The organism is Leifsonia shinshuensis, assembly GCF_022606355.1.
Taxonomy (GTDB): Bacteria; Actinomycetota; Actinomycetes; order Actinomycetales; family Microbacteriaceae; genus Leifsonia; species Leifsonia shinshuensis_B.
Window position 1 is genome coordinate 296,231 of sequence record NZ_JAHHZQ010000004.1, and the last position, 18,031, is coordinate 314,261.

The 18,031-nt window shown below is 68.5% G+C and carries 21 protein-coding genes; 9 read left to right on the forward strand and 12 right to left on the reverse strand.

Annotated elements, in window-relative coordinates; translation table 11 throughout:
• Positions 1-6 precede the first annotated feature (6 nt).
• From KNO15_RS16740 to KNO15_RS16750, 3 genes are read right to left on the reverse strand one after another with little or no spacing between them, the layout of a single operon-like run.
• Positions 7-843, reverse strand: coding sequence for a carbohydrate ABC transporter permease (locus KNO15_RS16740; RefSeq protein ID WP_241704937.1), 837 nt, complete (start codon positions 841-843; stop codon positions 7-9).
• Positions 843-1,814 carry a carbohydrate ABC transporter permease gene (locus tag KNO15_RS16745; protein ID WP_241704938.1) on the reverse strand — a complete coding sequence of 324 codons (972 nt, stop codon included), beginning with the start codon at positions 1,812-1,814 and terminating at the stop codon, positions 843-845. The genes KNO15_RS16740 and KNO15_RS16745 overlap by 1 nt, the downstream gene beginning before the upstream one ends.
• A 59-nt stretch (positions 1,815-1,873) precedes the next feature.
• The gene (locus KNO15_RS16750) at positions 1,874-3,175 is read right to left on the reverse strand and encodes an ABC transporter substrate-binding protein (RefSeq protein ID WP_241704939.1); all 1,302 of its coding nucleotides are present in this window, start codon (positions 3,173-3,175) and stop codon (positions 1,874-1,876) included.
• Between the two features lie 139 nt (positions 3,176-3,314).
• On the opposite strand from KNO15_RS16750, the gene KNO15_RS16755 reads away from it, so the two are divergent.
• Both KNO15_RS16755 and KNO15_RS16760 read left to right on the forward strand, forming a co-directional pair.
• Positions 3,315-4,355 (forward strand): LacI family DNA-binding transcriptional regulator, encoded by a 1,041-nt coding sequence (locus KNO15_RS16755; protein WP_241704940.1) that lies wholly within the window; start codon positions 3,315-3,317, stop codon positions 4,353-4,355.
• On the forward strand, positions 4,355-6,055 hold the full coding sequence (locus KNO15_RS16760) for a DUF4091 domain-containing protein (protein ID WP_241704941.1): 1,701 nt from the start codon (positions 4,355-4,357) through the stop codon (positions 6,053-6,055). Before KNO15_RS16755 ends, KNO15_RS16760 begins: the two co-directional genes overlap by 1 nt.
• A 102-nt stretch (positions 6,056-6,157) precedes the next feature.
• Here KNO15_RS16760 and KNO15_RS16765 read toward each other — a convergent pair whose 3' ends face one another.
• The 4 genes from KNO15_RS16765 to KNO15_RS16780 all read right to left on the reverse strand — a co-directional run bounded on the left by KNO15_RS16765 (position 6,158) and on the right by KNO15_RS16780 (position 10,484).
• Positions 6,158-6,685: a class F sortase gene (locus KNO15_RS16765; protein ID WP_241704942.1), complete on the reverse strand. Its 528-nt coding sequence runs from the start codon at positions 6,683-6,685 to the stop codon at positions 6,158-6,160.
• Positions 6,686-6,894: 209 nt separating this feature from the next.
• Complete coding sequence (locus KNO15_RS16770; RefSeq protein WP_241704943.1) at positions 6,895-8,406, reverse strand: hypothetical protein; 1,512 nt, start codon at positions 8,404-8,406, stop codon at positions 6,895-6,897.
• Positions 8,407-8,629: 223 nt separating this feature from the next.
• Positions 8,630-10,216 carry a helix-turn-helix domain-containing protein gene (locus KNO15_RS16775; protein ID WP_241704944.1) on the reverse strand — a complete coding sequence of 529 codons (1,587 nt, stop codon included), beginning with the start codon at positions 10,214-10,216 and terminating at the stop codon, positions 8,630-8,632.
• Between the two features lie 43 nt (positions 10,217-10,259).
• Positions 10,260-10,484, reverse strand: a complete 225-nt coding sequence (locus KNO15_RS16780) for a tautomerase family protein (protein WP_241704945.1) — start codon at positions 10,482-10,484, stop codon at positions 10,260-10,262.
• Positions 10,485-10,662: 178 nt separating this feature from the next.
• On the opposite strand from KNO15_RS16780, the gene KNO15_RS16785 reads away from it, so the two are divergent.
• Positions 10,663-10,929, forward strand: coding sequence for a hypothetical protein (locus KNO15_RS16785; protein WP_241704946.1), 267 nt, complete (start codon positions 10,663-10,665; stop codon positions 10,927-10,929).
• Here KNO15_RS16785 and KNO15_RS16790 read toward each other — a convergent pair whose 3' ends face one another.
• A complete protein-coding gene (locus KNO15_RS16790; RefSeq protein ID WP_241704947.1) occupies positions 10,930-11,373 on the reverse strand; it encodes a DUF1801 domain-containing protein in 444 nt (147 codons plus the stop codon).
• Between the two features lie 208 nt (positions 11,374-11,581).
• Here KNO15_RS16790 and KNO15_RS16795 point away from each other — a divergent pair, with 208 nt between their 5' ends.
• The 3 genes from KNO15_RS16795 to KNO15_RS16805 all read left to right on the forward strand — a co-directional run bounded on the left by KNO15_RS16795 (position 11,582) and on the right by KNO15_RS16805 (position 13,437).
• Positions 11,582-12,595 carry a hypothetical protein gene (locus KNO15_RS16795; protein ID WP_241704948.1) on the forward strand — a complete coding sequence of 338 codons (1,014 nt, stop codon included), beginning with the start codon at positions 11,582-11,584 and terminating at the stop codon, positions 12,593-12,595.
• 11 nt (positions 12,596-12,606) lie between these two features.
• The gene (locus tag KNO15_RS16800) at positions 12,607-13,008 is read left to right on the forward strand and encodes a hypothetical protein (protein ID WP_241704949.1); all 402 of its coding nucleotides are present in this window, start codon (positions 12,607-12,609) and stop codon (positions 13,006-13,008) included.
• Positions 13,009-13,077: 69 nt separating this feature from the next.
• Positions 13,078-13,437: a hypothetical protein gene (locus tag KNO15_RS16805; RefSeq protein ID WP_241704950.1), complete on the forward strand. Its 360-nt coding sequence runs from the start codon at positions 13,078-13,080 to the stop codon at positions 13,435-13,437.
• A 6-nt stretch (positions 13,438-13,443) separates the two neighbouring features.
• On the opposite strand, the gene KNO15_RS16810 is transcribed toward KNO15_RS16805, so the two are convergent.
• From KNO15_RS16810 to KNO15_RS16820, 3 genes are read right to left on the reverse strand one after another with little or no spacing between them, the layout of a single operon-like run.
• Positions 13,444-13,947, reverse strand: coding sequence for a hypothetical protein (locus KNO15_RS16810; protein ID WP_241704951.1), 504 nt, complete (start codon positions 13,945-13,947; stop codon positions 13,444-13,446).
• Positions 13,948-13,951: 4 nt separating this feature from the next.
• Positions 13,952-14,548 (reverse strand): response regulator transcription factor, encoded by a 597-nt coding sequence (locus KNO15_RS23385; RefSeq protein WP_241704952.1) that lies wholly within the window; start codon positions 14,546-14,548, stop codon positions 13,952-13,954.
• Positions 14,545-15,603, reverse strand: coding sequence for a sensor histidine kinase (locus tag KNO15_RS16820; RefSeq protein ID WP_241704953.1), 1,059 nt, complete (start codon positions 15,601-15,603; stop codon positions 14,545-14,547). The genes KNO15_RS23385 and KNO15_RS16820 overlap by 4 nt, the downstream gene beginning before the upstream one ends.
• 238 nt (positions 15,604-15,841) lie before the next feature.
• On the opposite strand from KNO15_RS16820, the gene KNO15_RS16825 reads away from it, so the two are divergent.
• Together KNO15_RS16825 and KNO15_RS16830 are read left to right on the forward strand one after the other, a co-directional pair.
• Positions 15,842-16,204: a PLD nuclease N-terminal domain-containing protein gene (locus KNO15_RS16825; protein WP_241704954.1), complete on the forward strand. Its 363-nt coding sequence runs from the start codon at positions 15,842-15,844 to the stop codon at positions 16,202-16,204.
• A gap of 155 nt (positions 16,205-16,359) precedes the next feature.
• Entirely contained in the window at positions 16,360-17,112 is a 753-nt protein-coding gene (locus KNO15_RS16830; protein WP_241704955.1) for a DUF11 domain-containing protein, read from the forward strand.
• Between the two features lie 15 nt (positions 17,113-17,127).
• Here the strand turns inward: KNO15_RS16830 and KNO15_RS16835 are convergent, their stop codons facing one another.
• The gene (locus tag KNO15_RS16835; RefSeq protein ID WP_241704956.1) at positions 17,128-17,322 is read right to left on the reverse strand and encodes a hypothetical protein; all 195 of its coding nucleotides are present in this window, start codon (positions 17,320-17,322) and stop codon (positions 17,128-17,130) included.
• 148 nt (positions 17,323-17,470) lie between these two features.
• Here KNO15_RS16835 and KNO15_RS16840 point away from each other — a divergent pair, with 148 nt between their 5' ends.
• Entirely contained in the window at positions 17,471-17,965 is a 495-nt protein-coding gene (locus tag KNO15_RS16840; RefSeq protein WP_241704957.1) for a peptidoglycan-binding domain-containing protein, read from the forward strand.
• Positions 17,966-18,031: the final 66 nt, after the last annotated feature.

Below are 18,031 nucleotides of genomic sequence, written 5' to 3' on the forward strand. Positions count from 1 at the left end.
GCATCCTCACATCTTCATCGCGCCGGCCGAGAGGTCGGCACGCCAGAACTTCTGCAACCCGAAGAACGCGACGATCAGCGGGATGGTCGAGAGCAGTGCGCCCGTGATGACCAGGTTGTAGTTCATCTGGCTGGGCTGGCTGTTCAGGAAGTACAGGCCGAGGGTCACCGGCCACAGCGAGTTGTCGGTGAGCGTCACCATCGGCAGGAAGAAGTTGTTCCAGATCCCGACGAACGAGAACAGGAAGACCGTGATGAGCGCGGGCGACATGATGCGCAGGGAGATCGTGAAGAAGATCCGCAGGTCGCCGGCGCCGTCGACGCGCGCCGCCGCGATGAGGTCGTCTGAGATGGAGTCCTTGGCGTAGATGCGCGAGAGGAAGACACCGAACGGGCTGACCACGCTCGGGATGAGCACGGCCCAGATGGTGTTGATGATGCCCAGCTGCGAGAACAGCAGATACAGCGGGATGACCAGCAGTGCGGCAGGCAGGAGCACGGAGGCGAGGATGGCGACGAAGATCGCCTCCCGCCCGCGGAACTCGTACTTGGCGAGCACGTAGCCCGCCGCCGCGCTGAACAGCGTCGCCCCCGCCGCGCCGACCCCGGCGTAGAGGAAGGTGTTGAGCAGCCAGCGCCCGAACAGCCCGTCCTGGGTGGTCAGGATGTCGCGGATGTTGTCGAACAGCGCGAACCCGTTCGCGAACCACAACGGCGGACTGCCGAACAGCTGCGTGCTCGACTTCGTCGCCGAGACGATCAGCCACCAGATCGGAAGCAGGAAGTACACCGCGCCGAGCAGCAGCACGCCGCGCAGGAGGACCTTGTTGACGGAGGCACGCATCAGTTGGCCGCCTTTCGTGCGGTCATCGCGCCCGAGAGACGCATGAAGCCGAAAGACAACACGGCCGTCCCGAGGGCGAGGAGCACGGCCATCGCCGCCGCGAGACCGTAGTCGTTGAGCGAGAACGCGACGTTCTGAACGGTCATGTTCGGCGTGTAGTTGGCGTCGATCGCGGGGGAGAACGGCCGGAGCAGCATGGGCTCGTTGTAGAGCTGCACCGTTCCGATGATCGAGAAGACGCCGGTGAGCGTGAGGGCGGGCGCCACGAGCGGGATCTTGATGCTCCACGCGGTGCGGATGGGGCCGGCGCCGTCCATGGCTGCAGCCTCGTACAGCTCCCGCGGGACCGCCTTGAGCGCCGAGTAGATGATGATCATGTTGTAGCCGGTCCACGTCCAGGTGATGATGTTGGCCATCGACCACAGGATCGTGCCGCCCGACAGGAAGTCGAGATTCACCCCGAGCGGTTGCAGCGCACGGACGAACGGGCTGGTGCCTCCCAGATAGAGGAAGGCCCAGAGGATCGCCGCGATCACGCCCGGCACCGCGTACGGCAGGAAGGACACGAGTCGCATGAAGGCGGCGAACCGGTTGGCGAGCGCGTCGATCGCGAGCGCGAGCAGCAGCGCGATCACGAGCATGAGCGGCACCTGCACGACGCCGAGAAGAAGGACGCGCCAGACGCCGGAGGTGAACTCGGGCATCCCGAGCGCCTTGACGTAGTTGCCGAAGCCCGCGAAGACCCGCTCGGGCGCGCCGAAGCCGAGCCCGGAGCGCTTCTCGGTGAAGAAGCTCTCGTAGACCGCGTAGCAGAGCGGGATCGCGTAGGCCAGCACGTAGAGTGCCAGGAACGGCGCGAGCAGCAGCACGATGGCGCGCCATTTCGAGCGCTTCATCGCCGTGAACCCGCTTCTGCGGCGTGCGGCAGGAGGCGCGGCTGGGGTGGCCGGTCGGCCGAGGGTGGTCGTCATGCTTCGTCCTCTCGGAAAGCGGACCGCCGGCCGTCGTGCGCGACGGCCGGCGGTGATGCTCACTTGGTGCTGAGGCCCTTCGCCTTGACCACGGCCACGACGGCCTTCTGCGCGGCGGCGAGACCGTCGGTCAGCGTGCCCGTGCCGGTGGTGGCGCCTGTGAAGGCGTCCTTGATCGCCGAGTTGGTCTCGGTGTTCAGCGGTCCGTACTGCCAGTGCGGGTCGATGGTCTTCGCGTACGCGGTGAACTCCTGGAAGATCTTCTGGCCGCCGAAGAAGTCGACGCCCTTCTGCAGGGCCGGGTTCTGCTGGCCCGCGGTGGACGCAGGGAAGAGCGCGGCCTTGTCGATCAGGATGGACATCGCATCCGTGTCGGTGCTCATCCAGTTGGCGAAGTCGACGGCACCCTGGACGTTCGAGCAGCCCTTCAGGACCGAGGTCGCGGAGCCTCCGGAGGTCCCGGTGCTCTTCTGGTCGGCCGAATGGTTCGGCAGCGGCGCGACGGCCCACTTGCCCGCCGAGTCGGCGGCCGAGCCTTCGAGGATTCCGGCCCACCAGACCGGCTCGAAGGCCGTGGCGATGGTGCCGTTCTGCACCTCCTGGTACCAGTCAGGGGTGTCGGACTGCTCGACCTTCGTGGTCTTCGCGTCGAGCTGCTGCTGCCAGACGGTGGCGACCTGGCGGGTGGCCGGGGAGTCCACGGTCACCTTCCAGGCGTCGCCCTCAGTGGAGAAGAACGTGCCGCCGGCCTGCTGCGCGAACGATCCCCAGGCGCTGGCGGAGGAGGGGTCGTACGAGCTCAGGTACGTGTTCGGGTCGGCCGCGTGCACCTGCGCCGCCTGCTTCACGAACTCGTCCCAGGTGGCCGCGGGCGTGATCCCGAACTTCTTGTACACGTCGGTGCGGTAGAACATCCCCATCGGGGCGGTGTCGACCGGGATGCCGTACGCGCCGCCCCCGACCTTCATCGCCGAGCGCACCGAATCGCTGTAGCCGGAATCGTACTTCGCCGATTCCTTGGAGATGTCGACGAGCATCCCGTCGAGCACGAAGCTCGGGATGGACTCGTTGCCGACCTGCGCGAGGCACGGACCGTTGCCCGCCTTCACCGCCGCCTGCATCTTCGTGTAGCCGCCGGCGCTTCCGGAGGCGATGGTCTGGAACTTCACCTTCTGGTCGTGCGTCTTGTTCCAGAGGGCGGCGGCCTCCTTGTAACCGGGCGCCCAGCCCCAGAACTCGATCGGAGACGAGGTGTCGGAACTCTGGCCGCCCGAGGCGCAGCCGGAGAGTCCGGCGGCCGCGACCGCCACGGTCGCCAGGGCGGCGAGAGTGCGCAGGGTGGATCGTCTGGGGAGCTTCATCGCTGTTTCCTTCACTGAGAGGGGAGCGGCGGACGTTTGGAAGATAAACGTTTAGCCATTGGTGTGGAACAATACATCGTGAGTGTCGGCCGGTCAACGCGCATCGGTGGACCAACGGCGGTCGATGTGGGAGGTAGTGATGGCTGACGACGGCGAATGGGCCCGGCGTCCCACCGTGCACGAGGTCGCCAGGGAGGCGGGCGTCTCGATCGCGACGGTGTCGTACGTGCTGGCCGATCGGCCGGTGCGTCCGGGCGGCGGCCGGCGGTACTCGATCGCGACGGAAGCGCGGGTGAAGGCCGCCGCCGACCGCCTCCGGTACCGGCCGAACCCGTCGGCGCAGGCCGTCCGTACCGGACGCACCGGCGTCGTCCAGCTCTCGCTGCACATGCTGAGCGACCCGTGGGCGCTCGCCGTCGCCGACAGCGTGAACACCGCGGCGAAGGCGCGCGGTCTGACGACCATGATCCTCGCCGACGGGGACTGGTCGGATGCGCTGGAACGCCAGCCGACCGACGTCGCCTTCATCGACATCGTGCCAGGAGCGGCCGACGCGCCGGAGCGGCTGGCGCTCCTGGTGGAGCGTGGCCAGCGCCTGGTCGTGTTCAGCGACACGCTGGAGCCGGCAGGGTTCGACGTGGTCCGCTCGGCCGCCGTCCCCGGCTGCTACCTGGCGGTGGAGCACCTGCTGCAGGGCCACACGCGCATCGGCTGCCTCACCGCGAGCAGCGCCCGGCATGCCGTCGGCCCGAGCCGGTACTCGCCGTATGTGAAGCTGCTGACGGCAGCAGGCCAGGAGGTGCGGGACGACTGGGTCGAGGAGTTCACCGATTCCAACGAGAGCGCCTATCTGGCGGCGTCGCAGCTGCTCTCCCGGCCCGACCGGCCGACCGCGATCTACGCGACGACCGACTTCGCGGCCCTCGCCGCCGTGAACGCGGCCCACCGGTTGGGGCTGCGCGTGCCGGAGGACGTCGCCATCATCGGCGTCGGGAACACGCTCGCGGGCGAGCACAGCGACCCGACCCTGAGCACGGTCGGACCGTCGAACTTCTACGAGAGGGTGGCCGAGATCATCGTGGGGAAAGCGTTGGAGACCGAGCCCGGCGGCGGGACCCTGCACGACTTCCCCTGGTCGCTGATCGTCCGCGCCTCCACGAGCGGGGAGGTGGCCGCGTGATGGCCGGCTGGTCGTTCGTCGTCTCCGACGCGCTGGAGAAGGTGCTGCCGGAGACGGAGCCGCGCGCGCTCGATCCTCGCCTCGGGCCGACCGCGTTCGCGGGTGAGACGGTCGCCTTCCAGGTCGCGCTCCGGCCGCCTGCGTCGCGGTCGCTCACCCCGGTCGGCCGTGTCCGCGCGGAGGTCAGCGTGAGCGGACCGGCGACCGCGCGTGCGTTCCGCGTCGAGCTGGTGCCCGTGTCGCTTCCGGCGTTCCCCGTCCATGACGACGGCTATCTGCGCGACGCGCCCGGCCTCTATCCCGACCTGCTGCGGCCGATCGAGCCCGGCGAGTCGTTCGTCCCGCTTCTCGCCGGGTGGTCGTCGGTGTGGATCGAGGTGACTCCGCAGCCGGACGCCGACCGAGACGCCGCCGTGACCGTCGTGCTCCGCTCCGAGTCGACGGGAGAGCCGCTGTTCGAGCACACTCAACGCGTCGAGGTCGTGGCGGAGAGGCTGCCGGAGCTCGGCATCGTCCACACCGAATGGCTGCACGCCGATGCCCTCGCCGACCACTACCGCGTCGAGGTGTTCTCTCCGGAGCACTGGCGCATCCTGGAGGCGTTCCTCGCCGAATCGCGCGGCATCGGGATGAACACGGTGCTCACCCCGGTGTGGACGCCGCCGATCGACACCGCTGTCGGCCACTACCGCACCCCGGTGCAGCTGCTCGACATCGAGGAGCGCGACGGACGATACACGTTCGGCTTCGAGCGCCTGGAGCGCTGGCTGGAGCTGTGCAGCACCGTCGGTATCCGCAACGTGGAGCTGCCGCACTTCTTCACGCAGTGGGGCGCCGCCAGCTCGCCGGCTTTCCGGGTACTCTCCGGCGACGTCGTCCGCCGCCGTTTCGGCTGGGACACCCCCGCCGACGCCCCGGAGTACCGCGCGTTCCTGGAGCAGCTGGTGCCCGCGCTCCGGCGCTTCCTCGACGATGCCTGGGGACTGGACCGCGTGTTCTTCCACATCTCCGACGAGCCGACCGCGGCCGATCGTGCCGGGTACCGCCGGGCGCGGGAGGTGGTCGCCGACCTGCTCGAGGGATGCACCGTCATCGACGCGCTGAGCGACGTGGAACTGGTCCGCTCCGGTCTCGTCGACGATCCCGTCGTCGCTTCGGACGCCGTGCGCACGTTCGCCGACGCGGGCTTCCCGCCGCCGTGGGTCTACTACTGCGTCACCCAGCAGGATGCGGTGTCCAACCGCTTCATCGCCCAGCCGACCGCGCGCACCCGGGCCATCGGCGCGCAGCTGTTCGCCGGAGGGCACCCGGGCTTCCTGCACTGGGGGCTCTCGTTCTACTACGACCAGCACAGCCGGCGGCTGATCGACCCGTTCGCGGACACGAGCGCGGGCGGCGCGTACCCGGGCGGCGACCCGTTCCTGCTCTACCCGGGCGACGGCGGGCGGCCGTGGCGGTCGATCCGCTTCCGCGCCATCGCGGACGCGATGGACGACCACCGTACGCTCACGCTCGCGGAACAGCGGCTGGGGCGCGAGGTCGTTATCCGGGTGCTCGACGCCGAGGGCGGCTGGCCGATGGACCATTGGCCCCGCGACCCCGAGGCCATCCTGCGCGTGCGCCGAACGCTGATCGACGCCCTCCGTGCCGATGCGCCGGCGGACCAGGCGTTCGTGAACGCCGCCGCCTCCCGCCCATAGCGAACAGGAGACCCGTGGAGGTCAGCACTGTGCCCGATCTCAGGATCGGAGCCGGGCCGGCATGGGAATCCCCGTCATGCTCCTCGCCTCGCGAGAAGCTGATCACCCTCCCACGGGAGTGCGGAGCGTGGCGGTGATGACGAGGTTCTGAGTGGACGGGGTGCCGTTCGCGTGCTCGAGGCACGTGATCAGGATCAACCGGTCCGGAGTGTTGGCCCAGACGACAGTGTTCGCCGCGATCTGTGCCTTGTCGATCAGTTGCGACCCGGTGACGGCGTACTCGATCCCGTCGAGCGCGACCGTGGCACCGTTCGCCAACCTGCTGCGTCCGTGGGCGACATCAGCGAGATAGTTTCCCGGGCCGACACCGCCGTTGCGAAGCGAGTGCATGACGACATAGACGGTCCCGCTGGCACGTTCTTGGATGGAGACACCCATGTTCCGCACCCAGTACGCCGACGAGAATCCGGGTGGGACGATCTGACCGTCAACTTCGTTTATCGCCCCGAGCGGGACGTTCAGCCCCACCGACTGCACCACCAACCGCACACCGGCGTTGTCGACTGCGCGAGCGGCCGCCTGCGGCGCCGGAGATACTCCCGGGTCCAGTTGAACCGTGTTGCCGTGCATGTCCCGCGCCACAGGTGTCCCCGGGGATGGCGTGCTTGGAAGCGCACCGAGGATGCCGGCTGCAGCTATCGCCAAGGCTGCAGCCCCGACGATCAGCGCTCCCAGAACCGCCCGTCGGGACATCCGTGGCTGCGAGGACATGACAACACTGCTTTCTCTGAATCATTCGACGTTGGCTGCGCGTCGCTGCCGCGCTCCAGGCCGCACGGTCACCCGCGACGCTGTCTGCGCCGCACCCAGCGCATCGTCAGCAGCAGCCCGCCTGCTGCACCGGCGGTGATCGCGAGTATCCAGGCAGAAGTGGGAGAGTCGCTGCTCGCCAGAGTCCCGCCGGTGTTGACGGATGCGCCGGGTCCCGCGTTCGACGGTGCTCCTGTGGAGGTGGGAGTCGGTGTCGGTATCGCTGCGCCGATCCTGATGGTGTATTCGCGGGTGGCCGTCCCGTCGACCGGGTCCGACACCCGGGCGGTGAACGTGTATGTCCCCTCTGTCGTCGGGGTCCCGGTGATCGTCCCGTTCGAGTTCAACGTGAGCCCGGGAGGGAAGGTCCCGGCTTCAATCGTCCACGTCAGTTCCGGGTTCGGGTTCTCCGTGGTCGCTTCGATCACGGAGGAGTACGGGCCGCCCACCGTGCCGTCGGGGAGGTGTTCGGTGACGATGCACGGTGCCTGGGTCAGACTCAGCAGGTTCTGCTTCCAGCCGGCGAAGGTGTTGCAGATGAGGGTGGTTGTCGCTGCTGCTCCCGAGTACCCGGCTGCGCCGAAGCCGAAGTTGTCATGCTGTGGCGGGGCGATCGCCGACCGGCTGAGGCTGTTGTAGGAGATGGTGACGTTCGTCCCGCCGGTGACGTTGATGCCCGTGTCGGCGCCGTTGGGGCCGGTGATCGTGTTGTGGTCGACGGTGAGGTTGTTCGCCGTGAAGAGCAGCATCCCCGTCGAGGAGCTCACCGAGTTGTCGGCGGTGTAGGTCACCACGGTGTTTGCGCTGAACGTGCCGCCGGAGTTGAAGTACTGCACTGAGTTCTGTGCGATGCCGCCGGTCGAGGGCGGCGTGAAGTTCGGTGGAATGGTCAGATCCGGAGGGCCGATCGTCGAGCCGGTGACGTTCATCGTCGCTTGACCGTTGGCAGTGAGCCCGTTCTTCTGGAAATCGGACACATGAACGCCGGTGACTGTGACCGTCTGCGGGCCACCCGCTGTGGCATCCACCAGAATCGCCTGGCCGAAGTTGTAGGTCTGCTGCCGGGTGATGCCGGTGACGGTCACGTTGGTGAGCGATCCGCTGGCTGAGAGGAAGCGGATGCCGAAGAACGGGGCGTTCGATGCCGCGGGGTTCGGTGCGGCCGCATGCAGGTCGCCGACCACCGTGAGGTTCTCGATGAACATCGTTGAGCCCGCATTGCCGATGATCGGGCCGAGCAGGGGCACCGCGGGCGTATCCGTTGCGGTGATCGTGTGTCCTGCGCCGTTGAGTGTGAACCCGTCAGGGATCGTGAGATTGTCCGTCGTGGCGCAATCCGCCGTCAGAGTGATCACCGTGCCGACCGTTTGCGACGCCGTGCAGGCTGCGCGCACATCCACGGTCGCGGCGTCGGCTGCGGGAGCGCCCCACACCAGGGAGGCCGTGGCGATCGCGCACGTGAACAGAGCACCTCCGAGTGCCGGCAGGCCCAGCCGTCCGGGACGTCGACGACGAGAGTCGACTCTGCCCACCCCTGACATCCCGGATCCTCCGATCATGGAACGACCTCTGGGCGGCACGCTACGCGCGTGACTGCCCGTGTGCAATGCGCCCGGAAATGGGTCCACCGGTGATGCGCCGCTACCGAGCGGGATCCGACGCCATCGCATTCCTCGCCCTTCCTCCGGCCTCCGACCGCCGATCGGCGCGGTCCACGAGCGCTGCCGGCGTCTGGGGGAGCGGGCGGCTACTGTCGCCCGCCCCTCAAATCAAATGCGCACTCGTCGCGTACGCGGCCGCTGCGGCGCGGGAGGTCAGGCCCAGTTCGGTGAGGATGTTCGCGACGTGCCGGTGCACGGTGTGCTCGCTGATGGTCAGCTCGTGGGCGATCTCGACGTTCGTCATGCCCGCCGCGATCAGCCGTAACACCGCTGCCTGCCGCGTCGTCAGGACCGAGGCGCCCACGCCGGAGTGGACACCGAGATCGGAGAGGATCGAGTCTGCGACGTGCTGCTGTTCGCGAGCACCCGCGGGATCTCCCAATGCCGCCAACGCGTCACCGAGCGCCCTGCGTGCGCGCGCCTCCTCGTATCGCAGTCCGGATGCGGCGAATCTGTGCACGGCCTCGCGCCAGCGTGACAGCGCTGCGGGTCCGGAGGCGATCGACGCGGCTGCTGCTGCGGCGAACGCGCGGAGCGGCTCGGTGCCCACCAGGTCGGCCGTGGTCTCGAGTTCGGCGACGAGCGCGTTCGCGTCGTCGACCCTGTCCGCTGCCAGGGCGGCCTCGACCGCCGCGGGCAGCACTGCGGCCCGGGTGAGGAGGTTCGTCGTGGGCAGGTCGGCCAGGTGCGCGCGAAGTGCCGTCCATGCCGTCGCCGCATCGCCCAGGTCGAGGTGCAGACGCGCTCGGCTCACGATGGCCGGACCGAAGAACTCGGCCTGTCTCAGGAGGGACTCGGCTTCGGCGAGTCGCCCCTGCCGGCGTCTCAGTTCACCGAGCTGTGCGACCGCCTCTACGCGCGACTCACGCCGGGAATCCGAGAGCGCGGTGAGCGTGGAACGCAGTTGCAGATCAGCATCGCGCCAGCCTCCGCGCTCCATCTGCACCGCGGCATACTGGATCCGGCACACGGATGTCAGCGGCGCGAGATCCCGTGCCCTGCTGATCTCGGCGACCCGCGCGCTCCATTCGGCCGCCCGCTCGATGTCTTGCGATTGCCGACAGGCGACGATCAGCCAGCAGCAGATCTTGCCCATCCACATCGGATCCGCCACGTCGCCCGCCGTCGCTGCCGCCACGGCGCCGTCGAGAAGTCGGATGCCCGCATCGACATCCCCCGCCATCACCATCGAGAGCCCGGCGTACGCCTGGCCCGCGAAGGCGAGATCGGCGTCCGCGACCCGACGGCCGGTTGCGCACGCGCGCTCGGACCAGTCCAGAGCCGAGACGGGGTCTTCATCGACGCTCAGCGCCAGCTCCGCCGCGCGCACGGCATACCAGCCGTGCTCGACCGCAAGGGGTTCGCTTTCCAGGAGGTCCCCGGCGCGGGCGATCCATCCCCGCGCCACCGCCGCTCCCTGCCCGAACAACAGCGCATCCCAGGCGAGGGAAGTCGCGGCACGGGCGGCTCCGAGATCGTCCCCCCGATCCCGATGCCCCCGATATGCGGCCTCCCTGTGGCGCAGGCACTGCACGCCGTCGTCGAGCCACCAGTACGCCTGAGCGATCCCCTCGTGGGCGATCGGATCGTCTTCGACCGCGAGGACGGCCGAGTACGCGCCCACGGCTTCCGCCCACGCGCCCCGTCGCAGGGACTCGCGGGCCGAAACCGGGTCGGGCGCATTCGCCATCACAGGGGTCAGCATTATCCTGGACCGCGTCGGCCGCAAGAGATCAGACCGTGACCCCCGCCGCGAGCGCTTTGACGTCACTGGTCGTCAGCGGGTTGCCCGCGATTCCCCAGTCGCCGCTGCGCACCTCCTCGACGATGCACCAGGTGACCGGACGCATGTTCTCGCCTTCGATCGTCACCATGGCGTCGGTGAGGACGCGGACGATCTCCTGCTTCTGCTCGGCCGTGAACACGTTCTCGATGACCTTGACATTGATGAGCGGCATCGCCCACTCCCTCGAACGGGCCTCCGCGGTTCGGAGGCGATACCTCACCCTCCCGCGATCGTCGCGGCAGCGCTTCCGCCGGACAGGCCATCTCGGGTGAGCGTGTGAGGATGGCCCGGACAGGCCATCCTCACCCGCAGCCTTGCCCAGGCTCCGGCTGTCCCGTTACCATCCGGCCATGTCCGACCGCGCAGCCACGTTCTCCGCCCGCGCCCGGCGCGGCCCCAACCTTCCACTCACGGTCCTCGCCGCGATCTACATCGTCGCGTTGATCGCGGCGGCCGTCCTCTACTTCATCGCAATTGCGACCATGGGCGCCGATCCGCGCGGGGCAGCCGGCTACTTCCTCTTCGGCAACGCCATCGGTGCATTGGGTGTCCTCGGCGGGATGCTGCACCTCGCGGTCGCCGCCGTCCGGAACGTGATCGAGGACAACGCCAGGTAGCTACCCCACCGCCCGCCGCACCACCTCCGCGAGCTGCTCCCACGCCGCCTCCGTCGGCTCGATGAGCGCGTAAGACGTCGGCCAGAACCCGCTCGCGTCGTCCAGGGCGGCCTCCGTGCTCACGCCGAACGTCGAGTACCGCGTCTTGTCGAGCTGCCCGCTGCGGAAGAACACCACCACCTTGCCCGCGCGCGCATAGCCGGGCTGGCCGTAGTAGAGCTTGGGGGAGAGCTCCGGCGCGACCTCCGCGACGAGCGTGTGCACGCGTTCGGCCAGCTCGCGGTCGCCGTCGGGCATCTGGGCGATCTTCGCGAGCACGTCGGCCGCCTCGGCCGCGGCCTTCTCGGCGCCCTTCGCGCGCTTGGCCTCCGCCTTCAGCTCCGCCGCTCGTTGCTTGATGGCGGCCCGCTCTGGGGCGGAGAAGCCGCCGTCGTCGTTCGTCATGTCGTCGTGCTCCTGGTCTCGGCGGTCGGTGGCGGGCTGGATGACCCCCACGGTAGTGCAGGCGCGCTCTCGCGGCACGGGCTGCCAGCATGCCGAACGCGCGATTAAATGTTAGCTGGTTTGATGTTTGTGGGGTTTCTCGGGTAGCTTGAGGTCAGCAACGTAGCTCGACCGAACGGAAACACGAATGAAAGCGTCCACTCGACTTGTGACCGGCGCAGCGGCGGCGTGTGCCTTCGTAGGGGCATCGGTCGTACCTGCACACGCGGATGACATGCCGAGCGATGTGATGTCAGCGCTCGCGTCGGTGACTGACCACGCGTATCAGACTCCGACGGATGCAAGCAACGTTCTGGACGGCGTCGCCGAGGTGGAGACGGTGGCCGGAGGAAGGCTGGCTATCGATGAACGAGTCGGCGTCGCGGACATCGAGATCCCGGTCGACCCCAGCGAAGGTCTCTCGCTCAGCATCGAGCACGTCGGGATCGACATCTCGGTGGGCTTGCCGTTCGCCGAACGGGCGAAGGACGCGAGGGTTGAGGCCGAGGGGGTCGTCGCCTACGACAATGGCAACGGCTCCACGACGGTTCCTGTCGTCAAGGATGACGGCAGCATTCAGATCACGACCGTCATCACGCATGCCGGTGCTCCCACCCGATATCCCTACACCATTGCTCTCTCCGAGGGCGGCTATCTCGAAAAGCTCGAGGAGGGCATGATCGTCATCCGCGATGCGGACGGCGACTTCGCAGGAGGCGTGCTGCCAGCGTGGGCCAAGGATGCGAACGGTGCAGATGTCCCGACGCATTTCGAGATCGACGGCGGTGTCCTGACGCAGGTGGTCGAGCACGATGGCTCGGTGGCGTACCCCGTCGTGGCTGATCCCGCGGTCGGGGCTGGCCTGCTCGGCGGCTATTGGAAGAACCGCGCCGGCGGCTACGTATACAAGAACGGCTCGCAGTGGTCAACGCATCTTTCGCCGTGGGGTGCAGCTGTCTACACGCAGGGAATCGTCGGAAACGAGATCGTGAAGAACCAGGGTTGGGTCGAGTGGGCCAACTACCCGACGACACCGGTGACCGCGACTATCGAGCAGCAGTACAAGTGCCACGCGCAGTTCGGCTACGCGGTGTGGCTGGCCGGCCTGTGGTGGGACTTCGAGACCGCTCGCGGTTCGAATCCCAACTGGCTCTGGAACCCTCAGAGATGCAATTGGGACTGAGGGCAGCGCGGATGGTCGCGGCACCTCGCGCTCTGTCAGCGGTAGCGCTCGTTCCGCTCTGCGCATTGCTACTGATGTCGTGCGCATTCTTCGATCCTCGCTCCGTCCTTGATCCACAGACCGATTTCGGAAGTGACGTCTTCCTGCTGCCTGAGACCGAGGCGCCTACCGATGTGACCGCAAGCGTTTGTGCGAACATCGACGGATGCGAGCGGGCCGCGGAATCTCAGCGCGTGCGGATCCTCCGGTTCGCCAACACGGATCGCGCGGAGGTCGTCGCTCGCTCGCTCGGCTCCGCGGGATATCTTTCCGACCGGTTCGTCATCGAATACTTGGACCCGTCGGTCACGGACGAGCAACGGCGATATGTCGAATCCGCTGTCGACCACACCGCAACCTGGGATTCCGACTGACGCGTTCTTCCTCAGGGGGCCCTCGGCGCACGACAGACTCCCCCCGCAGTCCCGGCGTACAGTGACCCCATGACCGACGACACCCCCATCGCCTACACCGCCCTCCAGAAGGGCACCCCCGTCTTCACGTCCGACGGCATCGAGATCGGCCGGGTCGAGCACGTGCTGCAGGATCCGTCGCTCGATCTCTTCGACGGGCTCGCGGTGAAGACCGAGAAGGGGCTGCGGTTCGTGGATGCGGAGCGTGTCGGGAGGATCACCGCGGCGTCGGTGCAGACCACGCTCGCCGACGACGAGGTGCGCGCGCTGCCGGAACCTCAGGGCAGCGAGGTGCTCGATGCCGACCCCGACGAGTACGGCGGCAACGGCCTCAGCGCGTGGTTCGGGCGGATGTTCCTGCGGGAGCACTGGATGCGCCGCAAGGACTGAGCCGGGTCAGCCTTGGCCGACGGGCGCGTAGAGGATCATCGGCGTGCCGTTCGCGTCGCACGCCGTCTTCGCCTGTGCCAACGCTGCGACGAAATCCGCGCCGTGCGGGTCGAATGTCGCCCCCGGCACCGTCGGCGGTGAGGTCTTGACCGCCTCCTGGAGATTCCACACCTCCGACTGCATCCCGGCCTGCGAGTTGCGGCGCAGCCCCATGAGCGTGTTGGTGGTCGTGTTGATCACCGCCGCGTAGCCGGAAGCGTCGGTCTGCCCGTCGTGCTGCTCGATGGCGGTGTCCTCGAGGGACGTGTCCAACGACGCGAGGACCGCGCAGGTGAGCGCGATCGACGGGTCGCTGCGCGGAGTCGATGCGGTCGTGACGCGCGGCGACGAAGACGCGGTCGGGGCAGCGGATCCGGTCGCGCTGCAGCCGGTGCCGGCCACGCCGAACAGCACCGCTCCGCCGAGCGCCACAGCGACTTTCAGGCGAAAGGGTTCGCGTCGTCGTCTCATGGGTTCATCCTTCCAGCAGATCGAGGCGGATCACCTTGCGGACGGCGTCGATCCGGGAGGTGGCGCCGAGTTTGGCGTAGATGTTCGTGGTGTGGCGTTTGACCGTTCCCTCTGTGATGTTCAGGCGCGCGCTGATCTCGCGGTTCGTGTACGCCTGGGCGATCATCCTGATCACTTCGAGTTCGCGGTCGGTGAGGATGCGATCCGTGGGCGGCGGGGCGTCCGTCGAGAGCGTCTCGCTCGTGGGCTCCGCCGTGGCGATCAGCTCCACGAGCGCGCGCTCGTCGATGTTCTTCGAGGCGAAAGCCGACGCGCCCACGCGCAGCAGCTGCCGCTGGAGCACGGCGTCGGTGTGCATCGTGAGGATGACCACCGCCGTCGACGGTGAGCGGCGGCGGACCGAGCTGATCGTGCGCTCCGCCGAACTGCCCGGCATCTCGACGTCGAGGAGCAGGACGTCCGGCTGGGCGCGCTCGACGAGGGCGATCGCCTCCTGGCCGTCGCCCGCCTCGCCGACGACGGTGAAGTCGTGCTCGATGAGGCTGCGCACGCCCTTGCGGAAGAGCGCGTGGTCGTCCGCGAGCACGATCGTGCGCTTCACGCCCGGCCTCCCGGCTGGGAGATCGTCAGAGTGACCGTGGTCCCGGTTCCCGGTGTGCTGTCGATCGTCAGTTCGGCGCCGATGAGTTCCGCGCGCTCCTGCGCCGCGATCAGACCGAGCGCGCCCGGCCGGATCCTGTCGCGTTCGAACCCGATGCCGTCGTCCGAGACCGAGATGATCAGCCGGTCGACGAGCCAGTGCGAGTCCAGGCGGATCTGCCCACCCCTGGAGTGACGGCGCGCGTTGTGGACGACCTCCCTGACGATGATGAACGCCTCTTCCTGCACACCGGTGGGGAGCGATCGCGCTGCGCCGTAGCTGTTGGCCTCGACCGTGGGAGGGTCGGGGCTCAGATCGGCGACGTAGTCGTGGATCGCCTCGTCGAGGTGCTTGTCGCCGACCGAGTGCCGCAGGTCCAGCGCCAGCGAACGGGTCTCGTCGAGCGCGGAGTCGAGGAGCCGGAGCGCCTCGTCGATGCGTTCCGACCCTGGGCCGTCGCCGAGGCGGCTGAGGTGGATACGCTGGATGCCGGCGGCGATGCCGTGCGCGACGCGGTCGTGGAGCTCGCGCGAGATGCCCAGCCGTTCCTCGGTGTGCGCGACGGCCAGGCGCTCGATGAGCACGTCGACGTAGGTGAGGGAGGCCGGGACGACCTCGCCCATGATCGACGCGTTCAGTGCGCGGGCGACCTGCGCCGGGTCGCGGCCGGCCCCGGCGAGCTCGGTCAAAGCGATGTCGAACAGCAGGGTAGCCGCGAGGAGGCTGTCTGCCGGGTGGATGTTCTGCCGAGCCCGTGCGCGGCCCACGTCCGCGCCGTCGGACGTCGTTCGGGTCGCGTCCGTCTCCGTGCGGGCGGGGTCTGCGACGGAGCCGAGCCGCTCAGACGTCCGCCGGAGCACGGTGTGCACCTGGGTGCGGAGCTGCGCGGCGACGACAGGGTCGGTCGCCAAGGCGTTGCCGCGGGCGCGGAGCTCCCGGATCAGCGCATCGGCGACGCGCGCGCCGACCGCCGCCGACGAGTCGTCGACCTCGGCCTGGTGCGCTCTCGGAACCACAGCACCATCATGGCGTCCCGTGCTGCCGATCGGTGAGAGCGCGGATGTGACCTTCGTCACATTCCCTCGGGACGCGTGGGCTTCGTAGGCTGATCGTGCGCGTCGCTTCCGGGGGGAGCGCGACGCTCGGGTGGCAGGTGCGCGGGGGCCCTGCCACCCCGATCTCCCGCTGGGCCGCCGCCCTGCGCCCACAACGGGAGGGCGACGCCCCGCACAGCAACCTCATAGACTCGACCGCATGTTCGTCTTCTACCTGATCACGTTCGCGTTCTTCGTCGTGGCGCTGCTGGATGTCATCCTGCGCCGGGACGACCAGATCAAGCACCTGCCCAAGATCACGTGGGTGTTCATCGTCATCCTGTTGCCGCTGATCGGCGCGATCCTGTGGTTCGCGATCGGGCGGGAGTACGAGTCGTCCCCGCGTCCGCGGCGCCCGCACCGGCCCGCCCACGACACGGCCCGCAGCGCGGCGCCGTACGTCTCCAGCACGGAGGCACAGCTCGCAGCGCTCGAGCACGAGATCGAGCTGGCCGAGCGGGACAAGCGCATCCGGGAGCTCGAAGAGCAGATGCGGCGGTCGTCGGAGGGGGAGACGGCGTAGTCCAGCCGCTCGAAGCCGTTCCCGTCGGCCGAGGTCGTGCCATCCGCCAGTATTGAGAATTGCTCGATTTGGTATTGCCATAGACAATCCGGTCTGCCACACTTCCGGCGAACGGCGGCGCGACGGGGCGCTGCCGATCCAGAAGGAGGGGGACGATGCCTCTGTGGATGGGAACGCCCGCGACGCCGTCAGCCGCGGACTCTGCCTTGCCGCCCGGTATCCCGTGGTGGGTGCCGATCGCCGCGCTGCTCGTGATCATGGTGCTGGCGTTCGGCGGCCTGCTCGTCTACGGGTGGCCGAGCGCCAAGAACGAGAAACGGGCGGCCAACAGCGTCGTCCGCGCCTGGATCTCCGTGACCCTGATCGCCGCGCTGCTCGTCCTGGCGGGCCTCACGCTCGGCGGCACGGACTCCAACCTGCGCAACGTCCTGATCGGCGGGATCGTCGCATCGGCGAGCACGGCCGTCGCGTTCTACTTCGCGACCAAGGCCAACGAAGCGGCCAATGCGAACGTCCTCAAGGCGGCAGGGATCGACGGCGACACGGCGGCGAAGCCTCCGTTGTCGCTCAGCCAGGTCGCGGTACCCACGCTGTCGACTCCTCCCGCGGTCGGGGACACCATCACCTACCATTTCAAGGTCACGAACAACGGTGCGCAGACGCTCACCGATGTCTCGCTCACCGACTCACTGCAAGCGCCGAGCGCGATCACCTTCGTCTGGCCGACACCGGCGACGCCCGGGGTCCTCAAGAGCGGCGAGGCCGTGACGGCCTCCGCGACCTACACGGTCGCCGCGGCGGATCTGACAGCGAAGTCCGTCACGACCCGCACCTTCGCGACCGGGATGCCGCCGTCGGGCAAGCAGATCGTCTCGGCGCCAGAGGACTCGGCGACGAAGCTCGCGTGAACACGGCGGCCGGCGCTACTCCTGGAACACCCCCAGCATCCGCTCCCGGTTGTCCCCGAGCGCGCGCTCGCACCCGGATGCGCAGTGCACATCCTGCGGCGCCGTGCGGAATCCCGCCTGACCGGGGTTGCCGAGCATCTTGACCGTGCCGTCCATGCGCTTTCCGCAGATCGGGCAGCTGGCCGAACGCAATTCGATCCTGATCGCCATGTGCACACGGTAAGCCCGATTCTGGCCCCCGAACGCGGGCCACGCTGCTGGGCGTGAGATCGATCCGGTCCCGGCATTGCCGTAGACAGCTCGGTCTGGGACACTGCTGCCGACGACGCGGCACTCCTCCAGCGAAAGGGAGACGATCATGGCGAATCCAGGACAGCCGACGGTCCAGCAGGGCGACACCGGCGAGGCCGTCAAACGGGTTCAGCGGGCGCTCCGGCGCACACCCGACCTGGCCGTCGCAGTCGACGGGATCTTCGGTCCGGCCACGCGCGCGGCCGTAGTCGGGTTCCAACAGGGCGCCGGCCTGACCCCGGACGGCATCGTCGGCCCGCTCACCTGGGCCGCCCTCCCGGACGGCGGGCCGATGCCTGTGCTGCAGCAGGGGGACTCGGGAGCGGTCGTGTCGAGCCTCCAGACCGTCCTCACCAACGGCGCGGATCAGTGGGGCGGGATCACCCCGCAGGGGATCGATGGGGACTTCGGGCCGCACACGCGGGCAGCCGTGGAGGCCTTCCAGGGCTGGGCCGGCGTCACGGTCGACGGGATCGTCGGGGACCAGACGTGGAGTGTCTCGCTGCACGCCGCCGGCGCCACCCTCGAGTCCGCGGTCGGTCTGCAGTACGTGGAGTCATAGTTCGCGAACGGGCGCCACGGCGTGTCGCCCGTTCTGGAGGAGGGCGGCCGGCGTCGCGGAAACGTA

Coding starts and splice junctions, on each gene's coding strand:
- KNO15_RS16740 (WP_241704937.1), bottom strand. CDS start 843: ATGCGTGCCTCCGTCAACAAGGTCCTCCTGCGCGGCGTGCTGCTGCTC.
- KNO15_RS16745 (WP_241704938.1), bottom strand. CDS start 1,814: ATGACGACCACCCTCGGCCGACCGGCCACCCCAGCCGCGCCTCCTGCC.
- KNO15_RS16750 (WP_241704939.1), bottom strand. CDS start 3,175: ATGAAGCTCCCCAGACGATCCACCCTGCGCACTCTCGCCGCCCTGGCG.
- KNO15_RS16755 (WP_241704940.1), top strand. CDS start 3,315: ATGGCTGACGACGGCGAATGGGCCCGGCGTCCCACCGTGCACGAGGTC.
- KNO15_RS16760 (WP_241704941.1), top strand. CDS start 4,355: ATGGCCGGCTGGTCGTTCGTCGTCTCCGACGCGCTGGAGAAGGTGCTG.
- KNO15_RS16765 (WP_241704942.1), bottom strand. CDS start 6,685: ATGCACGGCAACACGGTTCAACTGGACCCGGGAGTATCTCCGGCGCCG.
- KNO15_RS16770 (WP_241704943.1), bottom strand. CDS start 8,406: ATGTCAGGGGTGGGCAGAGTCGACTCTCGTCGTCGACGTCCCGGACGG.
- KNO15_RS16775 (WP_241704944.1), bottom strand. CDS start 10,216: ATGGCGAATGCGCCCGACCCGGTTTCGGCCCGCGAGTCCCTGCGACGG.
- KNO15_RS16780 (WP_241704945.1), bottom strand. CDS start 10,484: ATGCCGCTCATCAATGTCAAGGTCATCGAGAACGTGTTCACGGCCGAG.
- KNO15_RS16785 (WP_241704946.1), top strand. CDS start 10,663: ATGTCCGACCGCGCAGCCACGTTCTCCGCCCGCGCCCGGCGCGGCCCC.
- KNO15_RS16790 (WP_241704947.1), bottom strand. CDS start 11,373: ATGACGAACGACGACGGCGGCTTCTCCGCCCCAGAGCGGGCCGCCATC.
- KNO15_RS16800 (WP_241704949.1), top strand. CDS start 12,607: ATGGTCGCGGCACCTCGCGCTCTGTCAGCGGTAGCGCTCGTTCCGCTC.
- KNO15_RS16805 (WP_241704950.1), top strand. CDS start 13,078: ATGACCGACGACACCCCCATCGCCTACACCGCCCTCCAGAAGGGCACC.
- KNO15_RS16810 (WP_241704951.1), bottom strand. CDS start 13,947: ATGAGACGACGACGCGAACCCTTTCGCCTGAAAGTCGCTGTGGCGCTC.
- KNO15_RS16825 (WP_241704954.1), top strand. CDS start 15,842: ATGTTCGTCTTCTACCTGATCACGTTCGCGTTCTTCGTCGTGGCGCTG.
- KNO15_RS16830 (WP_241704955.1), top strand. CDS start 16,360: ATGCCTCTGTGGATGGGAACGCCCGCGACGCCGTCAGCCGCGGACTCT.
- KNO15_RS16835 (WP_241704956.1), bottom strand. CDS start 17,322: ATGGCGATCAGGATCGAATTGCGTTCGGCCAGCTGCCCGATCTGCGGA.
- KNO15_RS16840 (WP_241704957.1), top strand. CDS start 17,471: ATGGCGAATCCAGGACAGCCGACGGTCCAGCAGGGCGACACCGGCGAG.